This is a genomic window from Streptomyces sp. NPDC054796 (assembly GCF_053611545.1).
In genome coordinates this window covers 1-22,307 of the sequence record NZ_JBSHAO010000018.1, presented here as the reverse complement: position 1 = coordinate 22,307, position 22,307 = coordinate 1, and the positions used below count along the sequence as shown (strand labels likewise).

The following is a 22,307-nucleotide window of genomic DNA, read 5'->3' as shown; positions in this document are numbered from 1 at the left end:
ACGGGGCCTTGCGGTGCGGGTCTGCCCGTACGGATGAAGTCCGCGTGCCAGCCGGGGCAATCCTGCTTCGCGCCGGGCCTGAAGGGGACGGCATGGAACTGTGGATCTTCCGAGAAGGGTGGCACGCATGGAGCGGTCCGAGCCGGAGCGGCCAAACCGCAGGGCAGCACTCGGGTTCGGCGCGGCGGTGGCGCTCACCGCGGCGCTTCCGGCGCGCAAGGCATTCGCGGCCCCGGGCGCCGATGTCCCGGGCACACACGGCGGTCACTCGGGGACCCTCGGGTTCTCGGGCAAGGAAGTGCTCGGGGTGACGGGTCCTGGGCGGGCGCTGCTGAGCAACCGGAAGCTGTACCACTCGACGGTGATGCAGTCCTTCGGGTTCGACGAGCGCCGCGGCCACCTCTACGCGCTCCAGGTCATGCAGGGCGGCGTCCGCCTGCGCGGCGAGCCCCGCGCGTACAGCCACAGCGAGCGCGAGGACCGCGGCGACCTGTGCCTGAACCGCCTCGACATGAAGGGCCGACGGCTCGGCCACATGTTCCTCAAGGGCGTGGGCCACGGCGGCGCCCTGGGCATCGAGCCGCTGAAGGACCGCACCGTGCTGTGGACGGAGTGGGACGCGGCACCGCGCTCCGGCTACGGGCGCGGAGTGTGCCGCTTCTCCTTCGCCAACGGCAAAGTGCTCACCAGCCAGAGCCTGCGCGACAGCTCCTACCGCCCGAAGCCGGGCTCCACGAACAACTACGTCACCCTCGACGTGGCGCACGGCAGGGTGCTGCTGCACTACCGGCGCGACGACGAGCCGTGGTTCGCGGTCTACGCCCTCGACCGCTTCCTGGCCCGCGACTTCCGCCCGCTCATCGAGTTCCAGCGCCCGGCCACGGACCTGCGGCTGCCGTTCCAGGGCATGACGCTGTACGACTCGTCCGCCTATCAGATGCTCGGCAGCGCGTACGGCCCGAAGAACCCGCGCTCCTCGGGAGGCAACACCCGCCTCTTCCGCATCGATGTGCGCTCGGGCGTCACCCTGGAGAACACGCTCGACCGTACGGCCCCCGGCCTGAACCCGCGCGAGCCCGAGGGCCTCGCGGTGCTCAACACCAAGAAGGGGCCGCAACTGTGCATGGGCTTCGCGCACGGCAAGGCCAGGGCGCGCAGGTTCTCCCTCTTCATGAAGGACATCGGCTGGTCGGCCTTGTGAGGGGGGCGGGATGAAGGGGTGAGGGGGTGAGAGGGCTGCTGGGCGGCGAGGGGCCGGGCACCCTCGGCCCCTCGCCGCCCACCCCCGTTGCCCGGCTCCGACGTTCAGCTCTGCCGGGAGACGCCCGGCCCCGACCGTACGCGGGAAGCACCCGAACCGCCCCTACCACCCGAGCCGTCCGCACCCTCCGCACCGCCCAGGGCGAGCCACGACGCCTCCAGCGCACTGTTGAACGACACCTCGCTGAGCACTCCGGGCGCGGCCACCTGGTCCCCGGCCAGGTACACGCCCTCGCCACGGTGCACGGCGGGGCGGTCGCGCCAGGTCGTGCCGGGCGGGTCGACGGCGCCCGTGCGGTGCTCCGCGACCGACTCCGTCGAGCGCACAGTACGCTCCCGCCAGCCCGGGAAGCCCAGGTCGAGCAGCCGCTCCCCGCGAGCCAGCCCCACGGCCCTCGGCTCCCCTGGCGCCAGCGGGAACTGTGCCTGGAGCAGCGACTGGCAGGGCGGTGCGAGGGAGGGGTCGGCCGTAGTGAACCGCTCGATCCAGCCGGGCGCGTCGAGGTCGGACACGGCGAACGCGTCGCCGCGCCGCTTCTCCAGCACCAGGTCCAGCAGCGCCGTACGGCCGCCGGGCCAGCCGAGTGCGCTGTCGCCCAGCAACTGCCGGGCCGACTCCAGGGTGGTGGCCACGATGACGGGCCCGTCGCCCGTCAGTCCGGTCAGTTCCGACGGCGAGGACACCCGCGCCCCCGTCTCGACGCGTACGCCCATCGCGCGGGCACGCGCCGCCATCCCCGCGATGAGAGCGGCCCAGCCGCCGCGCGGATAGTGGGCCTCGGGCGGCAGCTTCATGGCGCGGCGCAGCCGCTCGTGGGTGAAGGCGGCGGACAGCGCGCCCGGGTCGTGGTGGAAGACCGCCACGGCGGCGTAGTGCGCCGCGGCCCGCGCGTTCCGCTCACCGGCCACGGTGCTCGCCCACTCCAGGAACGGCACGTCGGACGGCGCCTCGCGCCTGGCCAGCAGCCGCAGGAGGCCGGGCGGCGGGGTCCTGCGCAGCGCGCCGTCACGGTGGAAGCGCAGCCGCGCCCCCTCCAGCGGAGGGACCGGCGCCATGGGAGGCAGCAGTCCGCGCCGCTTGAGCCAGGTCCAGTGCGGGCCGCCCTTGTAGAGGGCGTGCGGCCCCTCGTTGGTGCGGTACGGGCCGTCGGCGGTGCGGGCCCGGCCGCCGAGGTCGCGGTGCGCCTCGTACAGGGTGACGGCGGCGCCCGCCTCGGCACTGGCCAGGGCCGCGGTGAGTCCGGCGAACCCGCCGCCGACGACGGTGAGATGACGCGTGGGCATGGGAGCCTCCATCTGGGGTGGCGCGGCCCGTAGGGCCACTGGTGGCTGGTGGACGCCGGGTTACGCGCGGGCCGGTGGCCGGCCGCCCGGCTCCTGATGGCCGCTCAGCTCCCATGTCTGGCCCCCTACGAGGGCACGCCCCTGGTCGTCCTGCCCCTGCCCGTGCTCCTGCCCGTGCCCGTGCCCGCGTGCGGCGCGGGCCGTCACAACGTGCCGCTTCATGCCGCTGCTCCCTCCGCTCGAAGGTGCCGTGCCCCGCCCGGTGCGGGGCCTCCTGACCCGTACGACGGGGGAGGGGCGCGGAGTGTGACATCGCGGGGCGGAGAGAGGCAGACGGACGGGCGCGGTCGCCGGTGCCGGAGCCCGTCGCACTCAGGACCCCGGACCGGTGCCCGGCCCCCAGGGCGTGTTTCGAAACACGCTCTAGCCGGGATCGGTCCTCGGCGCCGGAACCGGGGCGCCGGATTCCGTCCCGGCCACCGGCGCCGGGTCCTCGCCGGGGTCCGCGCGCGAGTTTCCCGAGTGCGGGGTGCAGCGGCCCTCGGCCCGCCACTGCCGCACCAGCGCGCGGAAGATCGGCGGATCCTCCTGGTGCGCGCGCAGCAGTTCCGCGAGTACGACCGCCGGATCTCCCGGCTGGGACGACTGCGTGCCTGGGTTTCCCTGGGCATACATGACCTGTCCAACGCGCCTTTCCCCAGGTGGGCACGCTGCCGTCGTGCTGACACCCGCGTTCGGGCGTAGCGAACGCCCCGTACAGCCGGTGCGGAACGGCCCTCTCCGGCCCGTCCCGCGGGCGGTTGGCCGCTCGTCCGTACGCCTGACCGGGCACTTGTCCTGGCGCCGGGAACCCCTTTCCGACGTCACCCACAAGGCGGTGCGGTTCCTGCCCCGTACCGGGCGGGGGCGCTTCGAGGCGTACTTGTCCCGGTCCGCCGCGGAGAGGGAGCGTAGGAGCGCCCAGGTGCCGTCGCCGGATCAAGGAGTTCACGTGACGTACGACGCGTACGACCTCCCGGCCCTCCGCGAGCGCATACCCGCGCTCGGCGCGGGCCGCGCCTACTTCGACGGGCCAGGGGGCACCCAGACCCCTCGGCCCGTCATCGAGGCCGTCTCCGACGCGCTGGCGAACCCGCTGGCCAACCAGGGCGAGAACACCCTGGGCGAGCGGAACGCGGAAGCCATCGTCGTCGGGGCACGCGCCGCGCTCGGCGATCTGCTGGCGGCCGACCCGTCGGGCATCGTCTTCGGGCGCAGCGCCACTCAGCTCACCTACGACCTCTCCCGCACCCTGGCCAGGACGTGGTCGCCCGGCGACGAGATCGTCGTGACGCGGCTGGACCACGACGCCAACATCCGCCCCTGGGTCCAGGCCGCGGCGCACGCGGGGGCCACGGTGCGGTGGGCGGACTTCGACCCGGAGACCGGCGAGCTGACGCCGGATCACCTGCGCGCCGCGCTGTCGGGGTCGGGGCGCACCCGGCTGGTCGCGGTCACGGCGGCGTCGAACCTGATCGGCACCAGGCCGCCCGTCGCGGAACTCGCCGCGCTGGCGCACGCGGAGGGTGCGCTGTTCCACGTCGACGCGGTGCACTACGCCGCGCACGCCTGCGTGGACCTCGCGGCGCTGGGCGCCGACTTCCTCGTCTGCTCCCCGTACAAGTTCCTCGGGCCCCACCTGGGCGTCCTCGCGGCCGACCCCGCTCTGCTGGAGACGCTGCGGCCCGACAAGCTGCTGCCCGCGACGGACGAGGTGCCCATGCGCTTCGAGCTGGGGACCTTGCCCTACGAACTCCTCGCCGGAGTCCGCGCCGCCGTCGACTTCCTCGCCGGTCTCGCCCCGCGCGGGGAGGGCGGCGGGCGGCGGGCGCGGCTGGTCTCCGCGCTCGCCGCGGTCGGGGCGCACGAGGACGCGCTGCGGCTGCGCGTCGAGAAGGGGCTGGCCGCGTTCGAAGGGGTCACCCTGTACTCGCGTGCCGTCGAGCGCACCCCGACCCTCCTGCTCACCCTGGAGGGCCGCGACACGGAGGCCGCCTCCCGCTTCCTCGCCGCACGTGGCGTCGACGCGCCGTCCGGTTCCTTCTACGCGCTGGAGCCCTCCCGCCACCTCGGGCTCGGGGACGCGGGCGGACTGCGCGTCGGCCTCGCGCCGTACAACAGCGCCGAAGACGTCGACCGGCTGCTGGAGGGCCTGGCGGAACACCTCGCCCGGTGACGGGAGAATGACGGCTGCGAAGGCCACGAAGGCTACGGGGGGATCAGCGCATGCCGACCGTCGAAGCGGTGTCGTTGTCGGTGCGGGCGGGCTTCGCCGAGTGCCCGACGTGGGACGCCGCCACCGCCACCCTGCTCTGGGTGGACCTCAACGCGGGCACGGTGCACCGCTACGACCCCGCTGACGGCACCGACAGCACCGTCGCGACCATGGACCAGCCCGTCGCGGCGGCCAAGCCCCGTGCCACGGGCGGCCTCGCCCTCAGCCTGCGCGACGGGGTCGCCGTGACCACGTCCGAGTCCGACGGGCCGACGCGGTGGCTGACGCGCTGGGCCGACGAGGGGGTGCGCGGGAACGACGCGGGGGTCGACGGCGCGGGATGCCTCTTCGTGGTGCCGGACGCGGGCCGCGGCATCGCGGGCGCCCCCTTCGACGGCTGACCCCGCGCGTCAGGGGGCGTACGGGCGTGGCCCGGCGGGCCGTTCGTCGTGCGTCCGCACGGGACCGCGCCGCACCGGCCGCCGCCTCACCCCCGTACCTCGGCGTACTCCTCCGTGTCCGGTGTGCCCTCCCGTACGCCGGAATCGCGGCGCCCGTACGGCACGCGCCCGGAGCGCTTCCGCGCTTCCGCGGCCCGTCGCGCAGCTTCCGTACAGGGCGCGGAGCGCCGTCTTCCCCTGCCGGGGCGTGCCAGGATCGGCGGCCGTACCGCACCCGGATCACAGGACGGCTCAGCTTACGGAAGACGGAGGGCCCCGCCTCATGACCACGGTTGCCAGGAAGCGGCCCCCGGCCCTCCTCTTCGACGTGGACGGTGTGCTGATCGATTCGGGGGCCGCCCATGCGCGCGTGTGGGCCGGATGGGCGCGGGCGCGCGGGCTGGACCCGGCTCTGGTACAGCGGGCGACGCAGGGCCGCCGCCGCATCGACACGCTGCGGCGGCTGGCGCCCGACCGCCCGCCGGTGGAGGAGAACCGGCTGCTCGACGCACTCATGGCCGCAGAGGAGCCCACCATCGCCGCCTACGAGGGCGCCCGCGAACTGCTGTGCTCCCTCGCGCCCGGCACCTGGGCCCTCGTGACCTCCAGCCGGGCCGGGACCACGGCCTCGCGCATGGCCGCGCTCGGCCTTCCGCTGCCGGAGGCGCGCGTCTGCGCCGAGGACGTACGCGAAGGAAAGCCGTCCCCCGAGGGCTACCTCGCCGCGGCGGCGGCCCTCGGTGTGGCCCCCTCCGACTGCCTGGTGCTGGAGGACTCGCCCGCGGGGATACGCGCGGGCCGCGCCGCCGGATGCGTCGTCCACGCGGTGTCCACCACCCACCCGCCACACCGCCTCCGCGCCGCACACGCCTGTTTCCCCTCCCTCCGGGACGCCGTCGCCTCCGCACACGCGCACGCTTGTGATGTACGAAGTCGCCCATTAGATTGAACCCTTAGGTTCAAGTCCGTGCGTGGTGGCGCGCGACTCCCGTACAGGGCAAGGGGTTGGCGGATGAAGACGGTCGTGATCTCGGGCGGCACCGACGGCATGGGCAGGGCACTCGCGCACGCCCGGCTGCGGCGCGGCGACAGCGTCGTCATCGTCGGCCGCGACGAGGGGAAGGGGCAGGCGTTCCTCGCCGACGCGGCGGCCATGGGCGCGGGGGCACGTGCGTACTTCGTCGCGGCGGACCTGAGCCTGGTCGCCGAGAACAGGCGGGTGCTGGCCGAACTCGCGGAAGGTTTCCCCGTCGTGGACGCGCTCGTGCTCTGCGCACGGCACTTCCGCTCGGACCGGCTGGAGACGGCCGAGGGCCTGGAGAACACCTTCGCGCTGGAGTATCTGAGCCGGTTCCTGCTGAGTCACGGCCTTGCCGGGGCGCTGGCGAGGGCGGCGGCGCCCCTCGTCGTGAATGTGTCGGGCCCCGGCATCCCGGTGGGCCGCGTCCGCTGGGAGGACCCGCTCTTCACGCGGGGCTATGACGGGGTCGCGGCCCAGATGCAGGGCGGTCGCGCGAACGACCTCCTCGGCGTGGCCTTCGCCGAGGGCTACGGCGCCCACGCGACGGCCCCGGACACGGGCGGGGCCAGGGCCCGGTACGTGCTGCTCGACCCCGGTGCCGTCGCGACGAGTTTCTCCGGCCGGTACGACGCGGCGACGGCCGCCCATGTTGCGGAGCTGAAGCGGCGGGGCAAGCCCGTCGAGCAGGGCATCGTGCCCATCGACGCGCTGATCGACGCGCCTCCGGCCGAGCCGCTGTCCGCCTTCGCTGAGACGCGCCGGATCGGCCTGGAGCACCCATCCTTCGACAAGGGCGACGCGCGCCGTCTCCACGACCTCACCCTTGGACTGCTGGCGCGGCACGCGCCGGAGCGTCCCGGGGGCGGTGACTGCCGTCGCGGTGAGTGCGGCGCGGGAAAAAGTGTCGCCCGTGACGGGGGAGTTCGCTGATACTCGGGCCCATGGCGCACTTCTCCGACTTCGATACCCGTGGCTACCGGACGGTGGACGTCACCACCGGCTACGGCCAGTGGGTGGACACCTACGAACAGACCGTCGAGGACGTCATGGACCTCGCCGTGCTGGAGGAACTGGAAGAGCCCCGCTGGAGCGCGGTGCGCCGTGCGGCCGACCTCGGCTGCGGCACGGGACGTACGGGCGCGTGGCTCAAGAGCCGAGGCGTCGCCTCCGTCGACGGTGTGGACCTCACCCCGGGGATGCTGGAGCGGGCGCGTGCGCGCGGCGTCCACGACCGGCTGGTGGAGGGCGACGTGCGCGCGAGCGGCCTGGAAGCGGGGGCCTACGACCTCGTCATCGCCTCCCTCATCGACGAACACCTGCCGAAGCTGCGGCCGTTCTACGACGAGGCGTGGCGCCTGGCGGACGAGGAGGCCACGTGCGTCATCCTCGCGTTCCACCCGCACTTCATCATGGCCTCGGGCATGCCCACCCACTTCACCAGCGCGTCGGGCGAGCCGATCGCCATCACGACCCACGTCCACCTCCTGAGCGACCACATCACCGCGGGCCTCAAGGCGGGCTGGACGCTGGCCGAGATGCGCGAGGGGGTCGTGGACGAGCGCTGGCTCGCGGTCAAGCCCAAATGGGAACGCTTCCGCGGCCACCCCGTCTCGGCCGCCCTGGTGTGGCGCAAGCGGAGCTGAGGCAAGGGCCAGGGGCCGGGGGAGGGGCGGTTCAGCGGGACCGGAGCGGCACGGGTCCGGCCCGTTCTCCGGCCACGGCGGGTTCGGCGCGCCGTCCCTCGTCGGAGAGGTCCATGGAGAGGAACGCGAGCGCCGAGCAGCCCAGGGGCAGCATCGCCAGCGAGCACAGCAGCAGGGCGAGCGCCACCGGGGTGAGCGTCAGCGCGGCGCCCGCCGCCGAGGGGCCCCCGACGCCGAGCCGGAGCAGCGCGGTACGGGCCTCCTCGCCTGCCGGTCCCGCCACGTACCGGAACAGGCCGTACCCGCACACCGTGGTCACGGCGCCCGTCGAACAGACCCCGCACACCCGCCACCAGGAGCCCCGCACCAGCGTCCACGAGCGGCGCAGCGCGGACAGCGGAGCGCGGCCCTCCAGCACAGTCACGGCGGGCGCGAGCGCGAGGCGGACCCGTACGAAGAAGGCGAGGGCGAGGAGCGCGAACGGGACGACGCACCCCGTCAGCACCGTCAGCGCGCACTGCGCGGGCCCGTGCGGCGCCGCGCTCACCCCGGGCACCGCGCCCGAGCGGACGGCGGCCATGGCGGCGCAGCCGGCCAGCGCCGTTCCGCCCACGCACAGCCGCACCAGCAACTGCACCCCGAGCGCGGCCCGCAGCCGCGCTCGGGTGCGCCGCCACAACTCGCCCCTGGCCAGCGGCAGTCGTGTGGCGGCGGCGGAGAGCGCCACGCCATGGGCGCTGTGGAGTACGGCCATGAGGCAGGCGGTGATGAGCAGCAGGAGCGGTACGAGCGCCGCGCCGACGGCGAGCGCGGACCCGGGCAGCCCGGCACCGGCACCGGCACCCGTGCCCCCGCCCACGTCGAGCCCTGTACCCGTACCGGCTCCGGGGCCGAGGTCCGGCCAGAAGGCGTGCGCGGGGAGGGCGGCGGCCCCCGGTCCGGAGGGCCGCAGCCAGCCGTCCGCCGCCGCGACCACGGCGGTCGCCGTGACCGCTGCCGCCGCGCTCACGGCGGTGACCACCCCGTAGAGGGGCCGCCAGTGACGGCCGATGACGGCGAGGACGCCCCCGGCGATCTCCCCCGGACCGAGCGGCCGGGGTGCCACCGTCGGGGCGGGGACACCGTGCGCCGGGTCCTCGCCGTCCGCCGTGGCGCTCGTCGCGCTCCGCATGACGCTCACCCTTCGCCGGTGCCCTGCCCGCTGTGATGTCGTGCTCTCCAGAACGGCGGAGTATTCCGACCCGACGGATCACGTGGCAAGGACCGTCCCCGTACCGGGGAGAACCGTCCCTTCACGCGCACGACCCACGTACACCCGTGCGGTCCCGACCCCTCGAAAGGGCACCGAAACGCCGCCTCGCGCCCGCCTCGCACCCACCTCGCGCCCGCCCCGCTCCGCTGCCGCCGTGCGTGTGATGTTCGCGTGGGTGCCGGGGCGCATGGGTACGCGGTCGTCGGGCGGGGCAAGGCTTACCGTCGCGGACACCGGCCGACGCGGACAGGCCGGCCGCCAGAGACCACGGGAGGTTTCCCAGTGAAGTTCGGCATCTCGACGTTCATCACGGATCAGGGCATCGCACCGGCCCCGCTCGGCCGGGCCGTGGAGGAGCGCGGGTTCGACTCCCTGCTGATCGCGGAGCACACGCACATCCCGGTGGAGCGCCGTTCGCCCTACCCCGGCGGCGGTGACCTGCCGGGGATCTACTACCGCACCCTCGACCCCTTCGTGGCACTGAGCGCCGCCGCCTCCGTGACGAACCGGCTGCTGCTCGGCACCGGCGTCGCGCTCGTGGCCCAGCGCGACCCGCTGACCACCGCGAAGGAGGTGGCCTCCCTGGACCTGGTCTCCGGCGGCCGGGCGGTCTTCGGCGTCGGCGTCGGCTGGAACCGCGAGGAGATGGAGAACCACGGCACCGACCCCACCAGCAGGGGCCGTCTCGTGGACGAACGGCTGCGCGCGATGCGTGAGCTGTGGACGAAGGAGAAGGCGGAGTTCCACGGGGAGTTCGTGGACTTCGACCCCGTCTACTCCTGGCCCAAGCCCGTGCAGAGCCCGCACCCGCCCATCTACGTCGGCGGCGGCGAGGCCGCCTTCCCCCGCGTGGCCGCGTTCGGCGACGCCTGGCTGGCCAACAGCGTGCCGCCCGAGCGGCTCGGCCCGCAGATCGACCGGCTGCGCGAGTCGGCGGGACGCGACGTCCCCGTCACGGTGTACGCGTCGCCCCACAGCGCCGAGGCCGTCGAGGGCTACGCGGCGCTGGGCGTGGAGCGGCTGCTGTTCTACCTGCCCACGAAGCCCGAGCCCGAGGCGCTGGCCGTGCTGGACCGGCTGGCCGAGGCCGCCGAAGCGCACCGCTGACGGGCCGGTCGCCGTGACCACTCTGACGGGCGCGGAGGCGAGGGCGGCGTTCGCCGGGAGCAGGGTGGCCCGGCTGGCGACCGTGGACGCGGACGGCCGCCCCCACCTGGTGCCCGTCGTCTTCGCGGTGACGGGGGACACCGTGGTGACGGCCGTCGACCACAAGCCGAAGCGCACCGCGCGGCTGAAGCGGCTGGCCAACATCGAGGCCAATCCCGCGGTCTGTCTGCTCGTCGACGCGTACGACGAGGAGTGGGAGCACCTGTGGTGGGCGCGCGCCGACGGCACGGCGCGCGTCCTGCCCCCGGCGGACGCCCCGCTGGACGGCCCGGCGTCCGACGCATGCGACGCGTCCGACACAACCGGTGCGTCCGACGCGTCCGGTGCGGCGGACGCCGCCAGGTCGGCCGAGCTGCTGGGCCTGCTCGTGGAGAAGTACGGGCACCACTACGCGGACCGCCCGCCGCGCGGCCCGGTGACCGAGGTGACGGTCGGCCGCTGGAGCGGGTGGCGACTGGGGTGAGGGCCACCGGTCCGGCGCGTGGCCCGGCGCGCCGGCCCTCTCCCCACCTCGCGCCGGGCCGGGCCGGCCCGGGCCGCGTCAGCGGATCTGGCGGCGTACCAGCTCGTGCAGTTGCCCGCCCGTGTCCGCGAGCAGCTCAGCGGGCGGGCCCTCCTGGACGATCCTGCCCTCCGACATGACCAGGACCCGGTCGGCGTCCATGACCGTGGAGAGCCGGTGCGCGATGACGACGCGGGTGGCGCGCAGTTCACGGGTGCTCTCGATCACGACGCGCTGGGTCTCGTTGTCCAGCGCGCTGGTCGCCTCGTCGAAGAAGAGGACGCGCGGACGGCGGATCAGGGCCTGGGCGATCATCAGCCGCTGGCGCTGGCCGCCCGAGATGGTGCCGCCGCCGTCCGAGAGCATCGTGTGCATGCCCATCGGCATGCGCTTGATGTCCTCGGCCAGGCCCGCCATCCTGGCCGCCTCCCACGCCTCCTCCTGCGAGTACATCTCGGTGCCGCAGATGGCGTCGAGGATCGACCCCGTGAAGGGCTGCGCGTTCTGGAGGACGACGCCGCACTGGCGGCGGACGCTCGCCTGGTCGAGGGCCGCCAGGTCCTGGCCGTCGTAGAGGACGCTGCCGGAGGCGGGCCGGTCGAAGCCGATGAGCAGCCGCAGCAGCGTCGACTTGCCGCAGCCGCTGGCCCCGACGACGGCGACGAACTCGCCCGCGCGGATCCGGAACGAGACGTCGTCCAGCACCAGCGGGCCGTCGTCGGAGTAGCGGAAGGAGAGTTGCCGCGCCTCGATGTCACCGGACAGCGCACCGGGCTGGGTGCTGGCCCCGCGTACCTCGGGCATCTCGTCGAGCACCGGCTTGATCTGCTCGAACATCGGCAGCGCCGAAGCGGCCGAGATCAGCGCGCCCGTGAGCTGGGTGACCGAGGTGAGCATCATCGTCACGGCGGTGTTGAAGGTGAGGAACGCGCTGGAGGAGAGGCTGCCGCGCGCCGGACCCGCCAGCAGCATGAACATCAGGAGCGAGCAGAGCGGCAGATAGACCGCGTTGACGACCGTCGTCAGATTCTTGATCCGGCCCACCCGCTGCTGGAGTTCGCGGCTGCGCGCGAACTCGCGCGCCCAGTCCGCGTAGGCGAAGCTCTCCGCCGCGGCGACGCGCAGCTTCGGCAGCCCGCGCAGCGTCTGGAACGCCTGGTTGTTGAGCTTGTTGGTCAGCTCGACGAGCCTGCGCTGCCAGCGCAACTGCCACAGCCCCATCCCGAGGAAGACGGCGGCGATGACGGTCAGCATCCCGAGCGCGGTCAGCGCGAGCGGGACGCTGAAGAAGAGCAGCAGCACGAGGTTCATCGCGCCGACCGTCACCGACTGCACCGCTACAGGGCCGACCCCGGACAGCAGGCGGCGCATGGTGCTGACTCCCATCGCGGCGCTGGCCAGTTCGCCGGTGGAGCGCTCCGTGAAGAAGCGCGTGGGCAGCCGCAGCAGCCGGTCCCACACGGCGGGCTGGAGCGTGCTCTCGACGCGGCCCTCCATGCGCAGGATCGAGAGGTTCTGGAACAGCATGAACGCGGCCGAGACCACGCTCGCGACGATGACGGCCAGCGAGACCTGCACGATCAGACCGGTCTCGGCGTTGGGCACGAACTCACCCAGCACCTGCCCCGTCGCGACCGGCACCAGCGCCCCGAGGCCGACGGTGACCAGCCCGCCCAGCACGAGGTTGCGCACGTCGCCGCGCGTGCCGCGCACGCTGAAGCGCAGCAGGCGCCAGGCGCTCATCGGGCGGTCGGGCAGCGGCCGGTAGAACATGACGGCGCGCGGCTCGAACTCCTCAGCGCGCTTGGCGCAGAGCCGGGTGCGCTCGCCGGACGCGTCGACGGCCTCGTAGCCGCCGCGCCGCCACAGCAGCGCCACCGGCGTTCCGTCGTCCGTGCGGTGGCCCACCAGGGGGCCGGTGTTCTCCCGCCACCAGCGCCCGTCGAGCCGCACGACGCGGGTGCGGATCCGGGAGCCGAGCGCGACGCGTTCGACGGCGCTCAGCCGCTCGTCGGGCGAGCCCCCGCCCCGCGCGGGGGCCGACAGCGTGATCCTGGCCGCCTCGGCGACCCGGCGGCAGACGGCGAACGTGGCGTCGTCCCCGGCGCCCGGCGCGCGCACGGTGGACCTGCCCGAGGTGCCGATGGAGGCCACCAGCGCCTGGTCGGCCTGCGCGCGTACGGTCTCACCCGCCTCGATCCCGGCGGCCGTGCGGTCCTCGTGGGCCCGCTCCAGGCGCTCGATCCAGCGGTCGAGCGTGGACAGCAGCCGGTACTGCTGGTTGACCATGCGCTGCCACATCGCGCCGTCGACGAGCAGTTCGCCCGCCGCCTCCTCGCCGAAGGCGGCACCGTACTCGACGCTTCCGGGGGAGACGGGCATCCACAGGACGTCCTCGTCCTCGTCCTCGCCCCCGTCCTGCCCCTGCCCCTCGCTGGTGCCGCCCGGTCCGGCGCCGACGTTGCGCTGGCCGTCCAGCGGCGCGTCCGACAGCACGCGCAGACCGCGCCCCACACCGAGCGCGAACGCGTCCTCCAGCGGGCTGAGGCTCCCGGCCGGATCCCCGTACGGGTACGGGGACGGGTACGGGTTCGGGGCGCCGTCGCCCTGGCCGTACGCGTACCCGGACTCGTAGCCCTGGCCGTAGCCGTACCCGTGACCGGAGTCCCGCGCGGGCTCCGGTTTGAACAGCTCCCGCAACTGGATGCGCCGCAGCACGCTCCCCTGGAGCGGCCTGCCCACCAGCGTGTGCCGAGGCCCCTCGACGGGTCCGATCAGCAGGGTGCCGGGCGCGAGGCGGCCGAGGAAGTGCCAGTGGCCCTGCTGGGAGGCGTCGACGGCGAACAGGTCCATCGCCCCGTCCTCGACGAGCCACAGGACCTGCGGGCCCTCCAGCGACAGGCTGCGTCCTCCGCTGAGGTCGCGGCGCTCGCCCAGCCCGCCGAGCGCGGCGAGCACGACGTCACCGGGACCCGCGTCAGGGCCCGTACCCGTACCCGTACCCGTGCCCATACCCATACCCGTGCCCGTGGCCTCCGGCTGCTGGTGAACGGATGTCACCTCAGTGCTCCTTGACCAGGTCGGCGTACGGGCCCCGCGCGGCCACCAGCTCCTCGTGCCGCCCGCGCTCCACGACGGTCCCGTGGTCCAGCACGACGATCTCGTCGCTGTCGCGCACGGTGCTCAGCCGGTGCGCGATCACCACGCAGGCGCAGCCGCGCCGCCGCAGGTTGTCGATGATGACCCGTTCGGTCTCCGCGTCCAGCGCGCTGGTCACCTCGTCGAGCACCAGGATGCTGGGCCTGCGCACCAGGGCCCTGGCGATCTCCAGGCGCTGCCGCTGTCCGCCGGAGAAGTTGCGCCCGTCCTGCTCCACCCGGCAGTGGATGCCGCCGGGGCGGCGGCTGAGCGTCTCGTGGATCGCGGCGTCCTGGAGCGCGGCCACCACCGCCTCGTCCGGGATCGACGGGTCCCACAGCGCCACGTTGTCGCGCACGGTGCCCTCGAAGAGGAAGACGTCCTGGTCCACGAAGGACACCGAGGCGGCGAGCGCCCCCCTGGGTATGTCCTCCAGCCGCTGCCCGTCGATGCGGACCGCGCCCTCCCACGGGCTGTAGAGGCCGGAGATCAGCCGCGACACCGTCGACTTGCCGCTGCCCGAGCCGCCGACGAGCGCGACCTGCTGACCGGGCCCCACCGCCAGCGAGAAGTCCGTGAGCAGCGGCTTGTCGAGCGGGCTGTAGCCGAAGGTGACGTTCTCCAGCGCCACGTGCCCCTTGAGTCTGCGCGTGCTCGCCTCCGGTTCGCGGCGCGTGTAGAGCGGGTCGACGGGGAAGTTCTCGACGTCCTTGAGGCGCGCGACGTCGGCGGCGAAGTCCTGGATGCGCCCCGCCACCCCGTTCAGCCGGGTGATGGGCGCGGTGAAGCGGGTCACCAGCGCCTGGAAGGCCACCAGCAGCCCGATGGAGATATGGCCCTCCACCGCGCGCATCCCGCCGATCAGCAGGATGAGCGCGCTGTTGAGCGCCGCGAGCGTGGGCGCCACGACGGCCAGCGCCGCACTCGGCACGCCGAGCCGCTGCTGCTCCTCCAGCGTCGTCGCGTGCTGGCCGGCCCAGCGGCGGAAGTAGCCGTTCTCGCCGCCGGTCGCCTTCATCGTCTCGATGAGCTGGAGGCCGCTGTAGGAGGTGTTGGTGAGCCGCGCGCTGTCGGCGCGCAGCTTCTGCGTACGGGTGGCACGCAGCTTGACCACCACGCGCATCGCGACCACGTTGAGCAGCGCGATCAGCACGCCGACGACGGTGAGCTGCGGATCGTAGGTCCACAGCAGCACGGCGTAGAGGATCACCACGACCGCGTCCACGCCCGCCGCCGCGAGGTCCCTGGCCAGGGTCTCGGCCACCGTGTCGTTGGACTGGAGGCGCTGCACCAGATCGGCCGGGTTGCGCTGTGCGAAGAAGGTGACGGGCAGTCTGAGCAGGTGCCGCAGGAAGCGGGCGCTGCCCAGCGTCGAGGAGATGATGCGCCCGCGCAGCAGGTTGGCCTGCTGGAGCGCGGTGAGGACGACGGTGAGCACCACCATGGCCGCCATCGAGGCGAACAGCACGCCGAGTGAGGATGTCTGGTCGCCGATGAGGAACATGTCGATGTACGTGCGGCTGAGCGCGGGCACGGCGGCGCCGACGCCGACCAGCAGCAGGCTGGCCAGCAGTGCGGCGAGCATCGTGCCCGTGGTGCCGCGCAGCCGCGCGGGCATGGCGCCCATGATCCCGGGCTTCCTGCCGCCCTTGCGGAAGCCCTCGTCCGGCTCGAAGGTCAGCACGACGCCGGTGAAGCTGCTGTCGAAGTCCTCCATGGACACGAAGCGGCGGCCCTTGTCGGGGTCGTTGATCTGCACGCCCCGGCGGCCGAGGCGGCGCGCCGTGCCGTCGTAGACGACGTAGTGGTTGAACTCCCAGAACAGGATGGCCGGGGCCCGCACCTCGGCGAGCGCGGCGGGCTCCATCTGCATGCCCTTGGCCTTGAGGCCGTAGGAGCGCGCGGCCTTGAGGAGGTTGCTGGCGCGGGAGCCGTCGCGGGAGACGCCGCAGGCGATGCGCAGCTCTTCGAGGGGGACGTGCCGCCCGTAGTGCCCGAGCACCATGGCCAGCGAGGCGGCGCCGCACTCCACGGCCTCCATCTGGAGGACGGTGGGGGTGCGCACGCTCTTCCCCCGGCCGCCCTTGGGCAGCGGCTGCGGGCGCGTGCGGTTGGCGCGCCGCCGCCCAGACCTGGGCTCGGGGCGGTGCCTGCCGCGGCCGGCGGGGGGCAGTCGCTGGGCGCCGGGGGCATCGGGGGAGGGCGGGGAGGACTGCGGCGCGGTCACGGGAGGAGCCAATCGATCGGACGCTGCGCCGCGAGGTGGATGGCGCCGTCGGCCAGGGTCATGGAGTCGATCGTGTACGGCGGACCCTGCTCCGACGACCAGGCGTAGCCGGACTTGGTCCGGGAGGAGCGGTCGAGCCGCACCATGACCGCGACGGGGTGGCCCTGCCGGGAGAACTGGCGGCTGAGCTGCGTATCGCCGAGGAACCCGGCGATCTGCCGCTCCGTCTGGGGCGTACGGCCCACCGCCTGCACCTTGCCGCGCAGCACCCCGAACTGCTGGGTGGGCGCGGACTGGACCGTCAGATCGACGGAGGCGCCCACGGGAACCGTCGCGCCGCTGTCCCCCGGCACGTAGAGCATGGCCACAAGGGGCTCGTCGGGGCGCTCGACGCGTTCGACGGTGGCCACGTCCGCTCCGGTGGTGACCACGCTGCCGATCTTGGACACGAGGGTGGTGACACGGCCGGCGGCGACGGCGCGCACGGCGCGGTAGCCGCGCTCCGTACGGACCTTGAGCAGCGGAGAGCCCGCGCGCAGCGTCTCGCCCTCCTTGGCGAGCACCGCGGTGACCTGCCCGGCGACCGGGCTCTGGAGGACGTAGCTGCCCTGGGCGTGGGTGAGCACCCCGGGCGCGCTGAGCTTGGAGGAGACGGAGCCGGTCACGGCCCAGAAGCACGCGGCGGCCATGACGACGACCGTGACGGTGAGCACGAGCCAGCCCTGCGGGCGGGCGAAGCGCACCGGAAGATCGAGTTCTTCGGGCGATTGCAGCTTGGAAAGCGCCTTTTGCCGGAACTGCACGGAACTATTCCCTCAACTGCATTCGTCTCATTCGGGCCCAACGCGGCCTGACGCTAACACGGACGTCGCGGCGCGCTGATGGCCGTCATCCGGCCTGGCCCAAAGGTGTCCGAAGGCCCCGGAACGGTGATGTTCCGGGGCCCACGGTGCGCTCTAGCGGCAGTTTTGCGTGCCGAAGAGCGGAGCTTCAACGCTCGTGATTCCGCCGCTCGGCGGCGAAGGGCGCCTCAGAGACCGGCGAGACCGGTGACCGCGGAGGTGTTGACGCCGGTGACCTGCGAAACGGTGCCGGTGACCTCGGAGACCGGGGCCACGGAGTCGACGGTGCCGACGACGTCGCCGACGACCGGGCCGAGAACGCCACCGGACACGTTGTCCAGGTCGCTGTCGGAAATCTCGCGGGTCTCAACCTGGGGGGTGAAGTCCATGACTTGGCCCTTCTTTCGTCTGTGCTGGGTATTTCAGTAGGCCGACGGGCAGGCTGCCGGGTAAATGGCGGCCCGTCCGTCTGGGCGGTCGTCAGGCTGCCAAAAAGGCGACCATTTCTTCAACTCCCGCAACTGGCCCGATCAAAGCATGTCGGCGGGGCGCACGGCCACTCGGTCAACTGCCGATTCAGGGAGCATCCCCGGACAGAACTTCGCCGAAGTGGACTCCCTTGCACCGCTTGGTGGCGACGTCTTCACACGATCGGCAGAAGCCATTCTCTCCGGGTGGCACAGTGTGTCACGAGTAAGCGGACATTCCCGCGCCAACGGGTAATTGGATGCCCCGGGCATCCGAATTCCGCCGGGCGTCGTGGGGCGTATGCGCTCCCGATGTGCAGATCCGCTGAAAGCGCGGTGCGGAGCGCATACGTGCAGGTCCAGACCGTGCGCGCTCTGTCCGTGCGTCGGCGTGGATGTCGCGTTTTTCGGCATGTGGAGATACTTCTGCCGCATGCGCGGGTGGTTCCGGTGAAGTGGTGATACGGAGAATTCCCGAGGTGTGCCCGTCATGAGGAAAGACGCGCTCAGTGCGTGCGGGGTTGAGCCGTGGCCCGCTTCGGCCCGTGGAGAAGTCGTGGAGGAACACGCCCGGCGGGGAAGGCCGGCAGGGGAATTCCCGGCACGGGAAAATATCCCGGCGCGGGCCCTTTCCGTGGATGTCCGATCCCCTGGGCGGCCCTCGCGATACCGGCCGGTGCACGGTGAACGCGTCCTGGCCGTCCTGGCCGTCCCGGGCGTCCTGTCCGTCCCGGCCGGGACGGACATCGGCCGCGCATCAAGCGGATGAGATCCTTCCGTGTTCCGGGTCCCCTCACCCGGCCGTACCCGGAACGTTCCCTCCCCCTTCGACGGGTGGATGAGGACGGTCCGCTTTCCCGTGCCCACACGAAGCACCGCTTCCCCACCGGAACCCACAAATCCGCAAACCCATTCAGAATGGGACTGGCGAGCGGGCAGGCGGACGGCAATGATGGCGGCATGACGGGGCGAGCTGGAGCGGGGGGAGGGGGCCGGCTTGTCGACGGGGCTGTGGCCGGGAGGCTGACGCTGTGCGCCGTATCGGGGAATCGGAGCACAGCCGTGCGCTCAACCGCCCTCGTGGGGACGAGGGCCGGGACATCCAGTACGCGCGGCACATCCAGTGCACGCGCCGCACGCAGTGGCGGTACACCGCCGTGACACCGGTCGTACGAGGTCGGCGCGGGGCCAACAGCCCTCGCCCCGGGCCGTACCCGCGCACCGACACCGCATCGGCGACACCCGCCGGCGGACGGACGACGGCAACCACCGGACCGCACGTGTGCGTCCTTGTCACCGTCCGGCCGGGCACCGCCCGGCCGCGTGCCGCCTCGAAGCTCCGCGTCCCGCACACGCGGCGGGGTCTTCGGGCCGGCGAGCACAGGCACAGCACGGGGGGCGGGTGATCCCGCTGTACGAACGAGAAGCGCTGGTGGTTTCCGCGCTTTAGGCGAACGGCACCGGGACGTGCCGCGCCGGTCGGCAGACGGCCGACAATCCTGTCTTGCGTCTCTATGTGGTGGCCGGGCCTCGGGGTGGCCTCGGCCGATCGCTTTTCAACTAGGACATCAACCGTCAGGTTTCGGGGGTGGAACCGGCTATGAAGTTGGTGGAACGGGACAAGGAGCTGGCGATTCTGGGGGGCATGCTCGACGCGAGTGCGGCCGGGCATGGCGGAGTTGCGTTGATCAGTGGTGCCGTGGCCAGCGGCAAGACGGCCCTGCTCCGCGCTTTCGGGGAGCGCGTGGGCGCGACGGGGGCGCTGTTCCTCCAGGCCACGGGCTCGGGCTTCGAACGGGATCTGCCGCTCGGAGTGATGGGGCAACTGCTGCTCGGGGCCGATCTTCCGGAGGCGGACACCGCGCTCGCCACCCGGCTGCTGGACCTGGTCGCGGTGACCGCGCCGGTGCGGGCCGCGGAGGGAGCCATTCCCGCAGAGCTGGCGATCAATGTGTTTCCCAGGCTCTGCGGAATTCTCCTCGCCCAGGCGAGGAGGCGGCCCGTGGTGCTCAGTATCGATGACGTACACCATGCCGACGCACATTCGCTCGAATGCGTACTCTATCTCGCACGACGGCTCGAAGTAAGCAGAATTCTCGTGGTGTTGGGCGAAAGCGGCAGTTTTCCCTGGGAGGACTCGCGTTTCCGGGACGAATTGCTGCACCGGCCCGGTTGCCGCCATCTGCGGCTCGATCTGCTCCCGTGGCAGGGCGTCACGGAGATGATCACCGCGGGGCTCGGCGGGCGCAGAGCGCGTCCGCTCGCCTCCGACTTCCACTGGCTCAGCGGTGGCAGCCCGCTGCTGATGCGCGCGCTGCTGGAGGACTACCACGCCTCGGAGCGGGCCGGTTCGGCCGAACTGGTGCCGGGCGAGGCGTTCGAGCAGGCCGTCACCTCGTGCCTGTACCGCAGCGACATCGCCACCCGGCGCGCCGCCTGGGCACTCGCGGTGCTCGGCCCGGACATCTCCCACGACGCGCTCGCCGAAGTCCTGGGCGCCTGCCCGGAGTCGGCGGACCGCAGCCTGACGGCGCTGGGCGAGATGGGGCTGCTCAGCTCCGGCTGGTTCCGGCACGAGGCGGGCAGGGCGGCGGTGCTCCAGAGCATGGAGCCGCCCCACCGGGCCCGGCTCGAAGCCCGGACGGCCGAGGTGCTGCACGACCGAGGCGAACCGGCCATCGTCCTGGCCCGGCACCTGATCGTGGCCGAGCCCATCGAGGCGTCGTGGACCCTGCCCACTCTGCTGGAAGCGGCGGAACGGGCGCTCGACGAGGACGAGGTCGGCCTCGCGCTGGACTGCCTCCGCGTCGCGGGCGACTCCTGCGCCGACGAGCGGCAGGACCTGACGGTCAGGGCTGCCCTCATCCGCGCGGGCTGGCGCATCAACCCCTCGGACGCGGCGGGTCACCTGCCCGCGCTGACCGGGGCGGCGCTCGAAGGGCGCCTCGGCGCGAGGGACACCAAGGCCCTGGTCGGCTGTCTGCTGTGGTTCGGCAAGGTCGACGAGGCGCTCGGCGTGCTCGGCGCCGCCTCGGCCCGCCGAACGCGGGCCCCGGGCGAGGACGCGCCGGTGCGGGGGCGGCCCGTCGCCGAGGGACCGGCGACGGAAGGACCGGTGGTGGAGGGGCCCGTGGCGGAGGCGCCGCGCGTGGGCGGCGGCTTCCTGGAGCCCGACTTCGTCCGGCTCTGGATGACGTACGGCTACCCGGGCCTCCCCGGCGCCCGTCGGCCAGGACTCCCCGGCGCCGAGCACCGAAGGCCCGGCGACGGCCACGCGCAGGGCCCCGAGGGGCCCGGTACGCCCGCGGGCACGCCCGCCGCCGTGCCGGGCGGCGGCGGCCCGTCGTCGCGGGGCGCGGAAGAGCTGGCGATGTCGCTGCTGGACAGGCTCCTGGGCCAGGGGACGGAACCGTCCCGTGGGGCAGCCGCCGAGGTGACCGCGAGGGCGGAGGAGGTGCTGGAGAGCACACGCCTCAAGGAACGCACCCTTCCGGCGCTGATGGCCGCCGTGGCCACGCTCGTCTTCGCCGACGAGCTGGGCAAGGCGGCCCGCTGGTGCGACGCGCTGTACGAGGAGGCGACGGAGCGGCACGCGCCGATGTGGCAGTCGCTGGCCGCGGCGGCCAAGGCGCTGGTGGACATCCGGCGGGGCGGGCTGAGCGCGGCGGAGGAGTCGGCGCACACCGCGCTGACCCTGGTCTCGCCTGAGGGCTGGGGCGCGGCCATCGCCACTCCCGTCGCCGCGCTGCTCTACACCAAGGCCATGATGGGCCGGTTCGACGAGGCGGCGGCGCACTTGAGCGTGCCGGTGCCCGAGGCGGCCTTCCGCACGCCGGGCGGGCTGTTCTACCTGTGGGCCCGCGGTCACTACTACCTCGCCGTCGGGCGCCCCTACGCCGCGCTCGACGACTTCCACGCGTGCGGCGATCTCATGATCAAGTGGGAGCTGGACTTTCCCGCCTTCGTGCCGTGGCGCACCGATGCCGCGCAGGCGTATCTCTCGCTGGGTGACGAGCACCGGGCCCGCGCGCTGGCGGAGGAGCAGCTCGTGCGGGTCGGCACCGCACGCACCTGGATGCGGGGGGTCTCGCTCCGGGTGCTCGCTGCCACCGTCGAGCCGGGGAAGCGGCCCCGCTTCCTCAGCGAGGCCGTCGAGATCCTCCGGGAGCGCGGGCACCGGCTGGAGCTGGCCCGTGCCATGGACGAACTGGCCCTGGCCTACCGCGAGCTGGGCGACGAGGGCAGGGCCCGTGCCCTCGCGCGCAAGGCGCTCCAGCTGATGCGGGAGAGCGGGGTGGAGCCGCCCGCGGAGGAGGAGCGGATCCGCCGCGCTGAGCCCGCGGCTCCCGCGCCCGACGAACAGCCCTGGTCCCCGGGCGAGCTGTGGCAGCCTGGCGAGCTGAGCGAGGCGGAGCTGAGGGTGGCCACGCTTGCGGCGCGCGGGCACACCAACCGGCAGATCGCGGGCAAGCTGTTCATCACCGTCAGCACGGTCGAGCAGCATCTGACCCGGGTCTACCGCAAGCTCGACGTCCAGCGCAGGACCGACCTGGCGGCCAAGCTCAGATCGGATGTCGCGGGACCACCAGGCAGGCCCGAGGGCGGCCGGGAGGCCGGCACCGTCCGCAATCGCCTTCGCGCCGTCTGACGTCGCCGGCCGTCCGACGCTCCTACGGGCGCGGGGGGGGGGCCCCCCCAGGGGGGGGGGCGTGGCCGGGGGAAACAAACAACCACAACCCCCCAGGTGTCCCCCCCCCGGGGGACCCCCCCCCCCCCCCCACCCCCCCCCCCCCCCCCCCCCCACCCACCC

General features: G+C 73.3%; 17 protein-coding genes. 9 read left to right on the top strand and 8 right to left on the bottom strand.

Going from position 1 to position 22,307, the window contains the following annotated elements; all coding sequences use genetic code 11:
• The first annotated feature begins 127 nt into the window (after positions 1-127).
• Positions 128-1,201, top strand: a complete 1,074-nt coding sequence (locus tag ACWGJ2_RS17170) for a phage baseplate protein (RefSeq protein WP_453346916.1) — start codon at positions 128-130, stop codon at positions 1,199-1,201.
• A 104-nt stretch (positions 1,202-1,305) separates the two neighbouring features.
• Here ACWGJ2_RS17170 and ACWGJ2_RS17165 read toward each other — a convergent pair whose 3' ends face one another.
• The 3 genes from ACWGJ2_RS17165 to ACWGJ2_RS17155 all read right to left on the bottom strand — a co-directional run bounded on the left by ACWGJ2_RS17165 (position 1,306) and on the right by ACWGJ2_RS17155 (position 3,219).
• Positions 1,306-2,544: an FAD-dependent oxidoreductase gene (locus ACWGJ2_RS17165; protein ID WP_453346915.1), complete on the bottom strand. Its 1,239-nt coding sequence runs from the start codon at positions 2,542-2,544 to the stop codon at positions 1,306-1,308.
• A 60-nt stretch (positions 2,545-2,604) separates the two neighbouring features.
• Positions 2,605-2,766, bottom strand: coding sequence for a hypothetical protein (locus ACWGJ2_RS17160; RefSeq protein WP_453346914.1), 162 nt, complete (start codon positions 2,764-2,766; stop codon positions 2,605-2,607).
• A gap of 201 nt (positions 2,767-2,967) precedes the next feature.
• Positions 2,968-3,219, bottom strand: coding sequence for a hypothetical protein (locus ACWGJ2_RS17155; protein ID WP_453346913.1), 252 nt, complete (start codon positions 3,217-3,219; stop codon positions 2,968-2,970).
• Between the two features lie 316 nt (positions 3,220-3,535).
• On the opposite strand from ACWGJ2_RS17155, the gene ACWGJ2_RS17150 reads away from it, so the two are divergent.
• From ACWGJ2_RS17150 to ACWGJ2_RS17130, 5 genes are all read left to right on the top strand, one after another.
• Entirely contained in the window at positions 3,536-4,759 is a 1,224-nt protein-coding gene (locus ACWGJ2_RS17150) for a cysteine desulfurase-like protein (RefSeq protein WP_453346912.1), read from the top strand.
• Between the two features lie 50 nt (positions 4,760-4,809).
• Entirely contained in the window at positions 4,810-5,199 is a 390-nt protein-coding gene (locus ACWGJ2_RS17145) for an SMP-30/gluconolactonase/LRE family protein (protein WP_453346911.1), read from the top strand.
• A 322-nt stretch (positions 5,200-5,521) separates the two neighbouring features.
• Positions 5,522-6,187 (top strand): HAD-IA family hydrolase, encoded by a 666-nt coding sequence (locus ACWGJ2_RS17140; RefSeq protein WP_453346910.1) that lies wholly within the window; start codon positions 5,522-5,524, stop codon positions 6,185-6,187.
• A gap of 63 nt (positions 6,188-6,250) precedes the next feature.
• Positions 6,251-7,189: an SDR family NAD(P)-dependent oxidoreductase gene (locus ACWGJ2_RS17135; RefSeq protein WP_453346909.1), complete on the top strand. Its 939-nt coding sequence runs from the start codon at positions 6,251-6,253 to the stop codon at positions 7,187-7,189.
• Positions 7,190-7,200: 11 nt separating this feature from the next.
• Positions 7,201-7,902 carry a class I SAM-dependent DNA methyltransferase gene (locus ACWGJ2_RS17130; RefSeq protein WP_453346908.1) on the top strand — a complete coding sequence of 234 codons (702 nt, stop codon included), beginning with the start codon at positions 7,201-7,203 and terminating at the stop codon, positions 7,900-7,902.
• A 31-nt stretch (positions 7,903-7,933) separates the two neighbouring features.
• Here the strand turns inward: ACWGJ2_RS17130 and ACWGJ2_RS17125 are convergent, their stop codons facing one another.
• Positions 7,934-9,073, bottom strand: a complete 1,140-nt coding sequence (locus ACWGJ2_RS17125; protein ID WP_453346907.1) for a hypothetical protein — start codon at positions 9,071-9,073, stop codon at positions 7,934-7,936.
• A 363-nt stretch (positions 9,074-9,436) separates the two neighbouring features.
• Between ACWGJ2_RS17125 and ACWGJ2_RS17120 the strand changes: the two genes are divergently transcribed.
• Together ACWGJ2_RS17120 and ACWGJ2_RS17115 are read left to right on the top strand one after the other, a co-directional pair.
• Positions 9,437-10,261 (top strand): LLM class F420-dependent oxidoreductase, encoded by an 825-nt coding sequence (locus ACWGJ2_RS17120; RefSeq protein WP_453346906.1) that lies wholly within the window; start codon positions 9,437-9,439, stop codon positions 10,259-10,261.
• Between the two features lie 13 nt (positions 10,262-10,274).
• Positions 10,275-10,784 (top strand): TIGR03668 family PPOX class F420-dependent oxidoreductase, encoded by a 510-nt coding sequence (locus ACWGJ2_RS17115; RefSeq protein WP_453346905.1) that lies wholly within the window; start codon positions 10,275-10,277, stop codon positions 10,782-10,784.
• A gap of 78 nt (positions 10,785-10,862) precedes the next feature.
• Here the strand turns inward: ACWGJ2_RS17115 and ACWGJ2_RS17110 are convergent, their stop codons facing one another.
• The 4 genes from ACWGJ2_RS17110 to ACWGJ2_RS17095 all read right to left on the bottom strand — a co-directional run bounded on the left by ACWGJ2_RS17110 (position 10,863) and on the right by ACWGJ2_RS17095 (position 17,419).
• Positions 10,863-13,835, bottom strand: coding sequence for an NHLP bacteriocin export ABC transporter permease/ATPase subunit (locus ACWGJ2_RS17110; RefSeq protein WP_453347019.1), 2,973 nt, complete (start codon positions 13,833-13,835; stop codon positions 10,863-10,865).
• A gap of 49 nt (positions 13,836-13,884) precedes the next feature.
• Positions 13,885-16,188, bottom strand: a complete 2,304-nt coding sequence (locus tag ACWGJ2_RS17105; RefSeq protein ID WP_453346904.1) for an NHLP family bacteriocin export ABC transporter peptidase/permease/ATPase subunit — start codon at positions 16,186-16,188, stop codon at positions 13,885-13,887.
• Complete coding sequence (locus ACWGJ2_RS17100) at positions 16,185-16,991, bottom strand: HlyD family efflux transporter periplasmic adaptor subunit (protein WP_453346903.1); 807 nt, start codon at positions 16,989-16,991, stop codon at positions 16,185-16,187. Before ACWGJ2_RS17100 ends, ACWGJ2_RS17105 begins: the two co-directional genes overlap by 4 nt.
• 227 nt (positions 16,992-17,218) lie before the next feature.
• The gene (locus ACWGJ2_RS17095) at positions 17,219-17,419 is read right to left on the bottom strand and encodes a type A2 lantipeptide (protein WP_453346902.1); all 201 of its coding nucleotides are present in this window, start codon (positions 17,417-17,419) and stop codon (positions 17,219-17,221) included.
• A gap of 1,678 nt (positions 17,420-19,097) precedes the next feature.
• On the opposite strand from ACWGJ2_RS17095, the gene ACWGJ2_RS17090 reads away from it, so the two are divergent.
• The gene (locus tag ACWGJ2_RS17090) at positions 19,098-22,145 is read left to right on the top strand and encodes a helix-turn-helix transcriptional regulator (protein ID WP_453346901.1); all 3,048 of its coding nucleotides are present in this window, start codon (positions 19,098-19,100) and stop codon (positions 22,143-22,145) included.
• The last annotated feature ends 162 nt before the right edge of the window (positions 22,146-22,307 follow it).

Coding starts and splice junctions, on each gene's coding strand:
- ACWGJ2_RS17170 (WP_453346916.1), top strand. CDS start 128: ATGGAGCGGTCCGAGCCGGAGCGGCCAAACCGCAGGGCAGCACTCGGG.
- ACWGJ2_RS17165 (WP_453346915.1), bottom strand. CDS start 2,544: ATGCCCACGCGTCATCTCACCGTCGTCGGCGGCGGGTTCGCCGGACTC.
- ACWGJ2_RS17160 (WP_453346914.1), bottom strand. CDS start 2,766: ATGAAGCGGCACGTTGTGACGGCCCGCGCCGCACGCGGGCACGGGCAC.
- ACWGJ2_RS17155 (WP_453346913.1), bottom strand. CDS start 3,219: ATGTATGCCCAGGGAAACCCAGGCACGCAGTCGTCCCAGCCGGGAGAT.
- ACWGJ2_RS17145 (WP_453346911.1), top strand. CDS start 4,810: ATGCCGACCGTCGAAGCGGTGTCGTTGTCGGTGCGGGCGGGCTTCGCC.
- ACWGJ2_RS17140 (WP_453346910.1), top strand. CDS start 5,522: ATGACCACGGTTGCCAGGAAGCGGCCCCCGGCCCTCCTCTTCGACGTG.
- ACWGJ2_RS17135 (WP_453346909.1), top strand. CDS start 6,251: ATGAAGACGGTCGTGATCTCGGGCGGCACCGACGGCATGGGCAGGGCA.
- ACWGJ2_RS17130 (WP_453346908.1), top strand. CDS start 7,201: ATGGCGCACTTCTCCGACTTCGATACCCGTGGCTACCGGACGGTGGAC.
- ACWGJ2_RS17125 (WP_453346907.1), bottom strand. CDS start 9,073: ATGCGGAGCGCGACGAGCGCCACGGCGGACGGCGAGGACCCGGCGCAC.
- ACWGJ2_RS17110 (WP_453347019.1), bottom strand. CDS start 13,835: ATGGGCACGGGTACGGGTACGGGTACGGGCCCTGACGCGGGTCCCGGT.
- ACWGJ2_RS17095 (WP_453346902.1), bottom strand. CDS start 17,419: ATGGACTTCACCCCCCAGGTTGAGACCCGCGAGATTTCCGACAGCGAC.
- ACWGJ2_RS17090 (WP_453346901.1), top strand. CDS start 19,098: ATGAAGTTGGTGGAACGGGACAAGGAGCTGGCGATTCTGGGGGGCATG.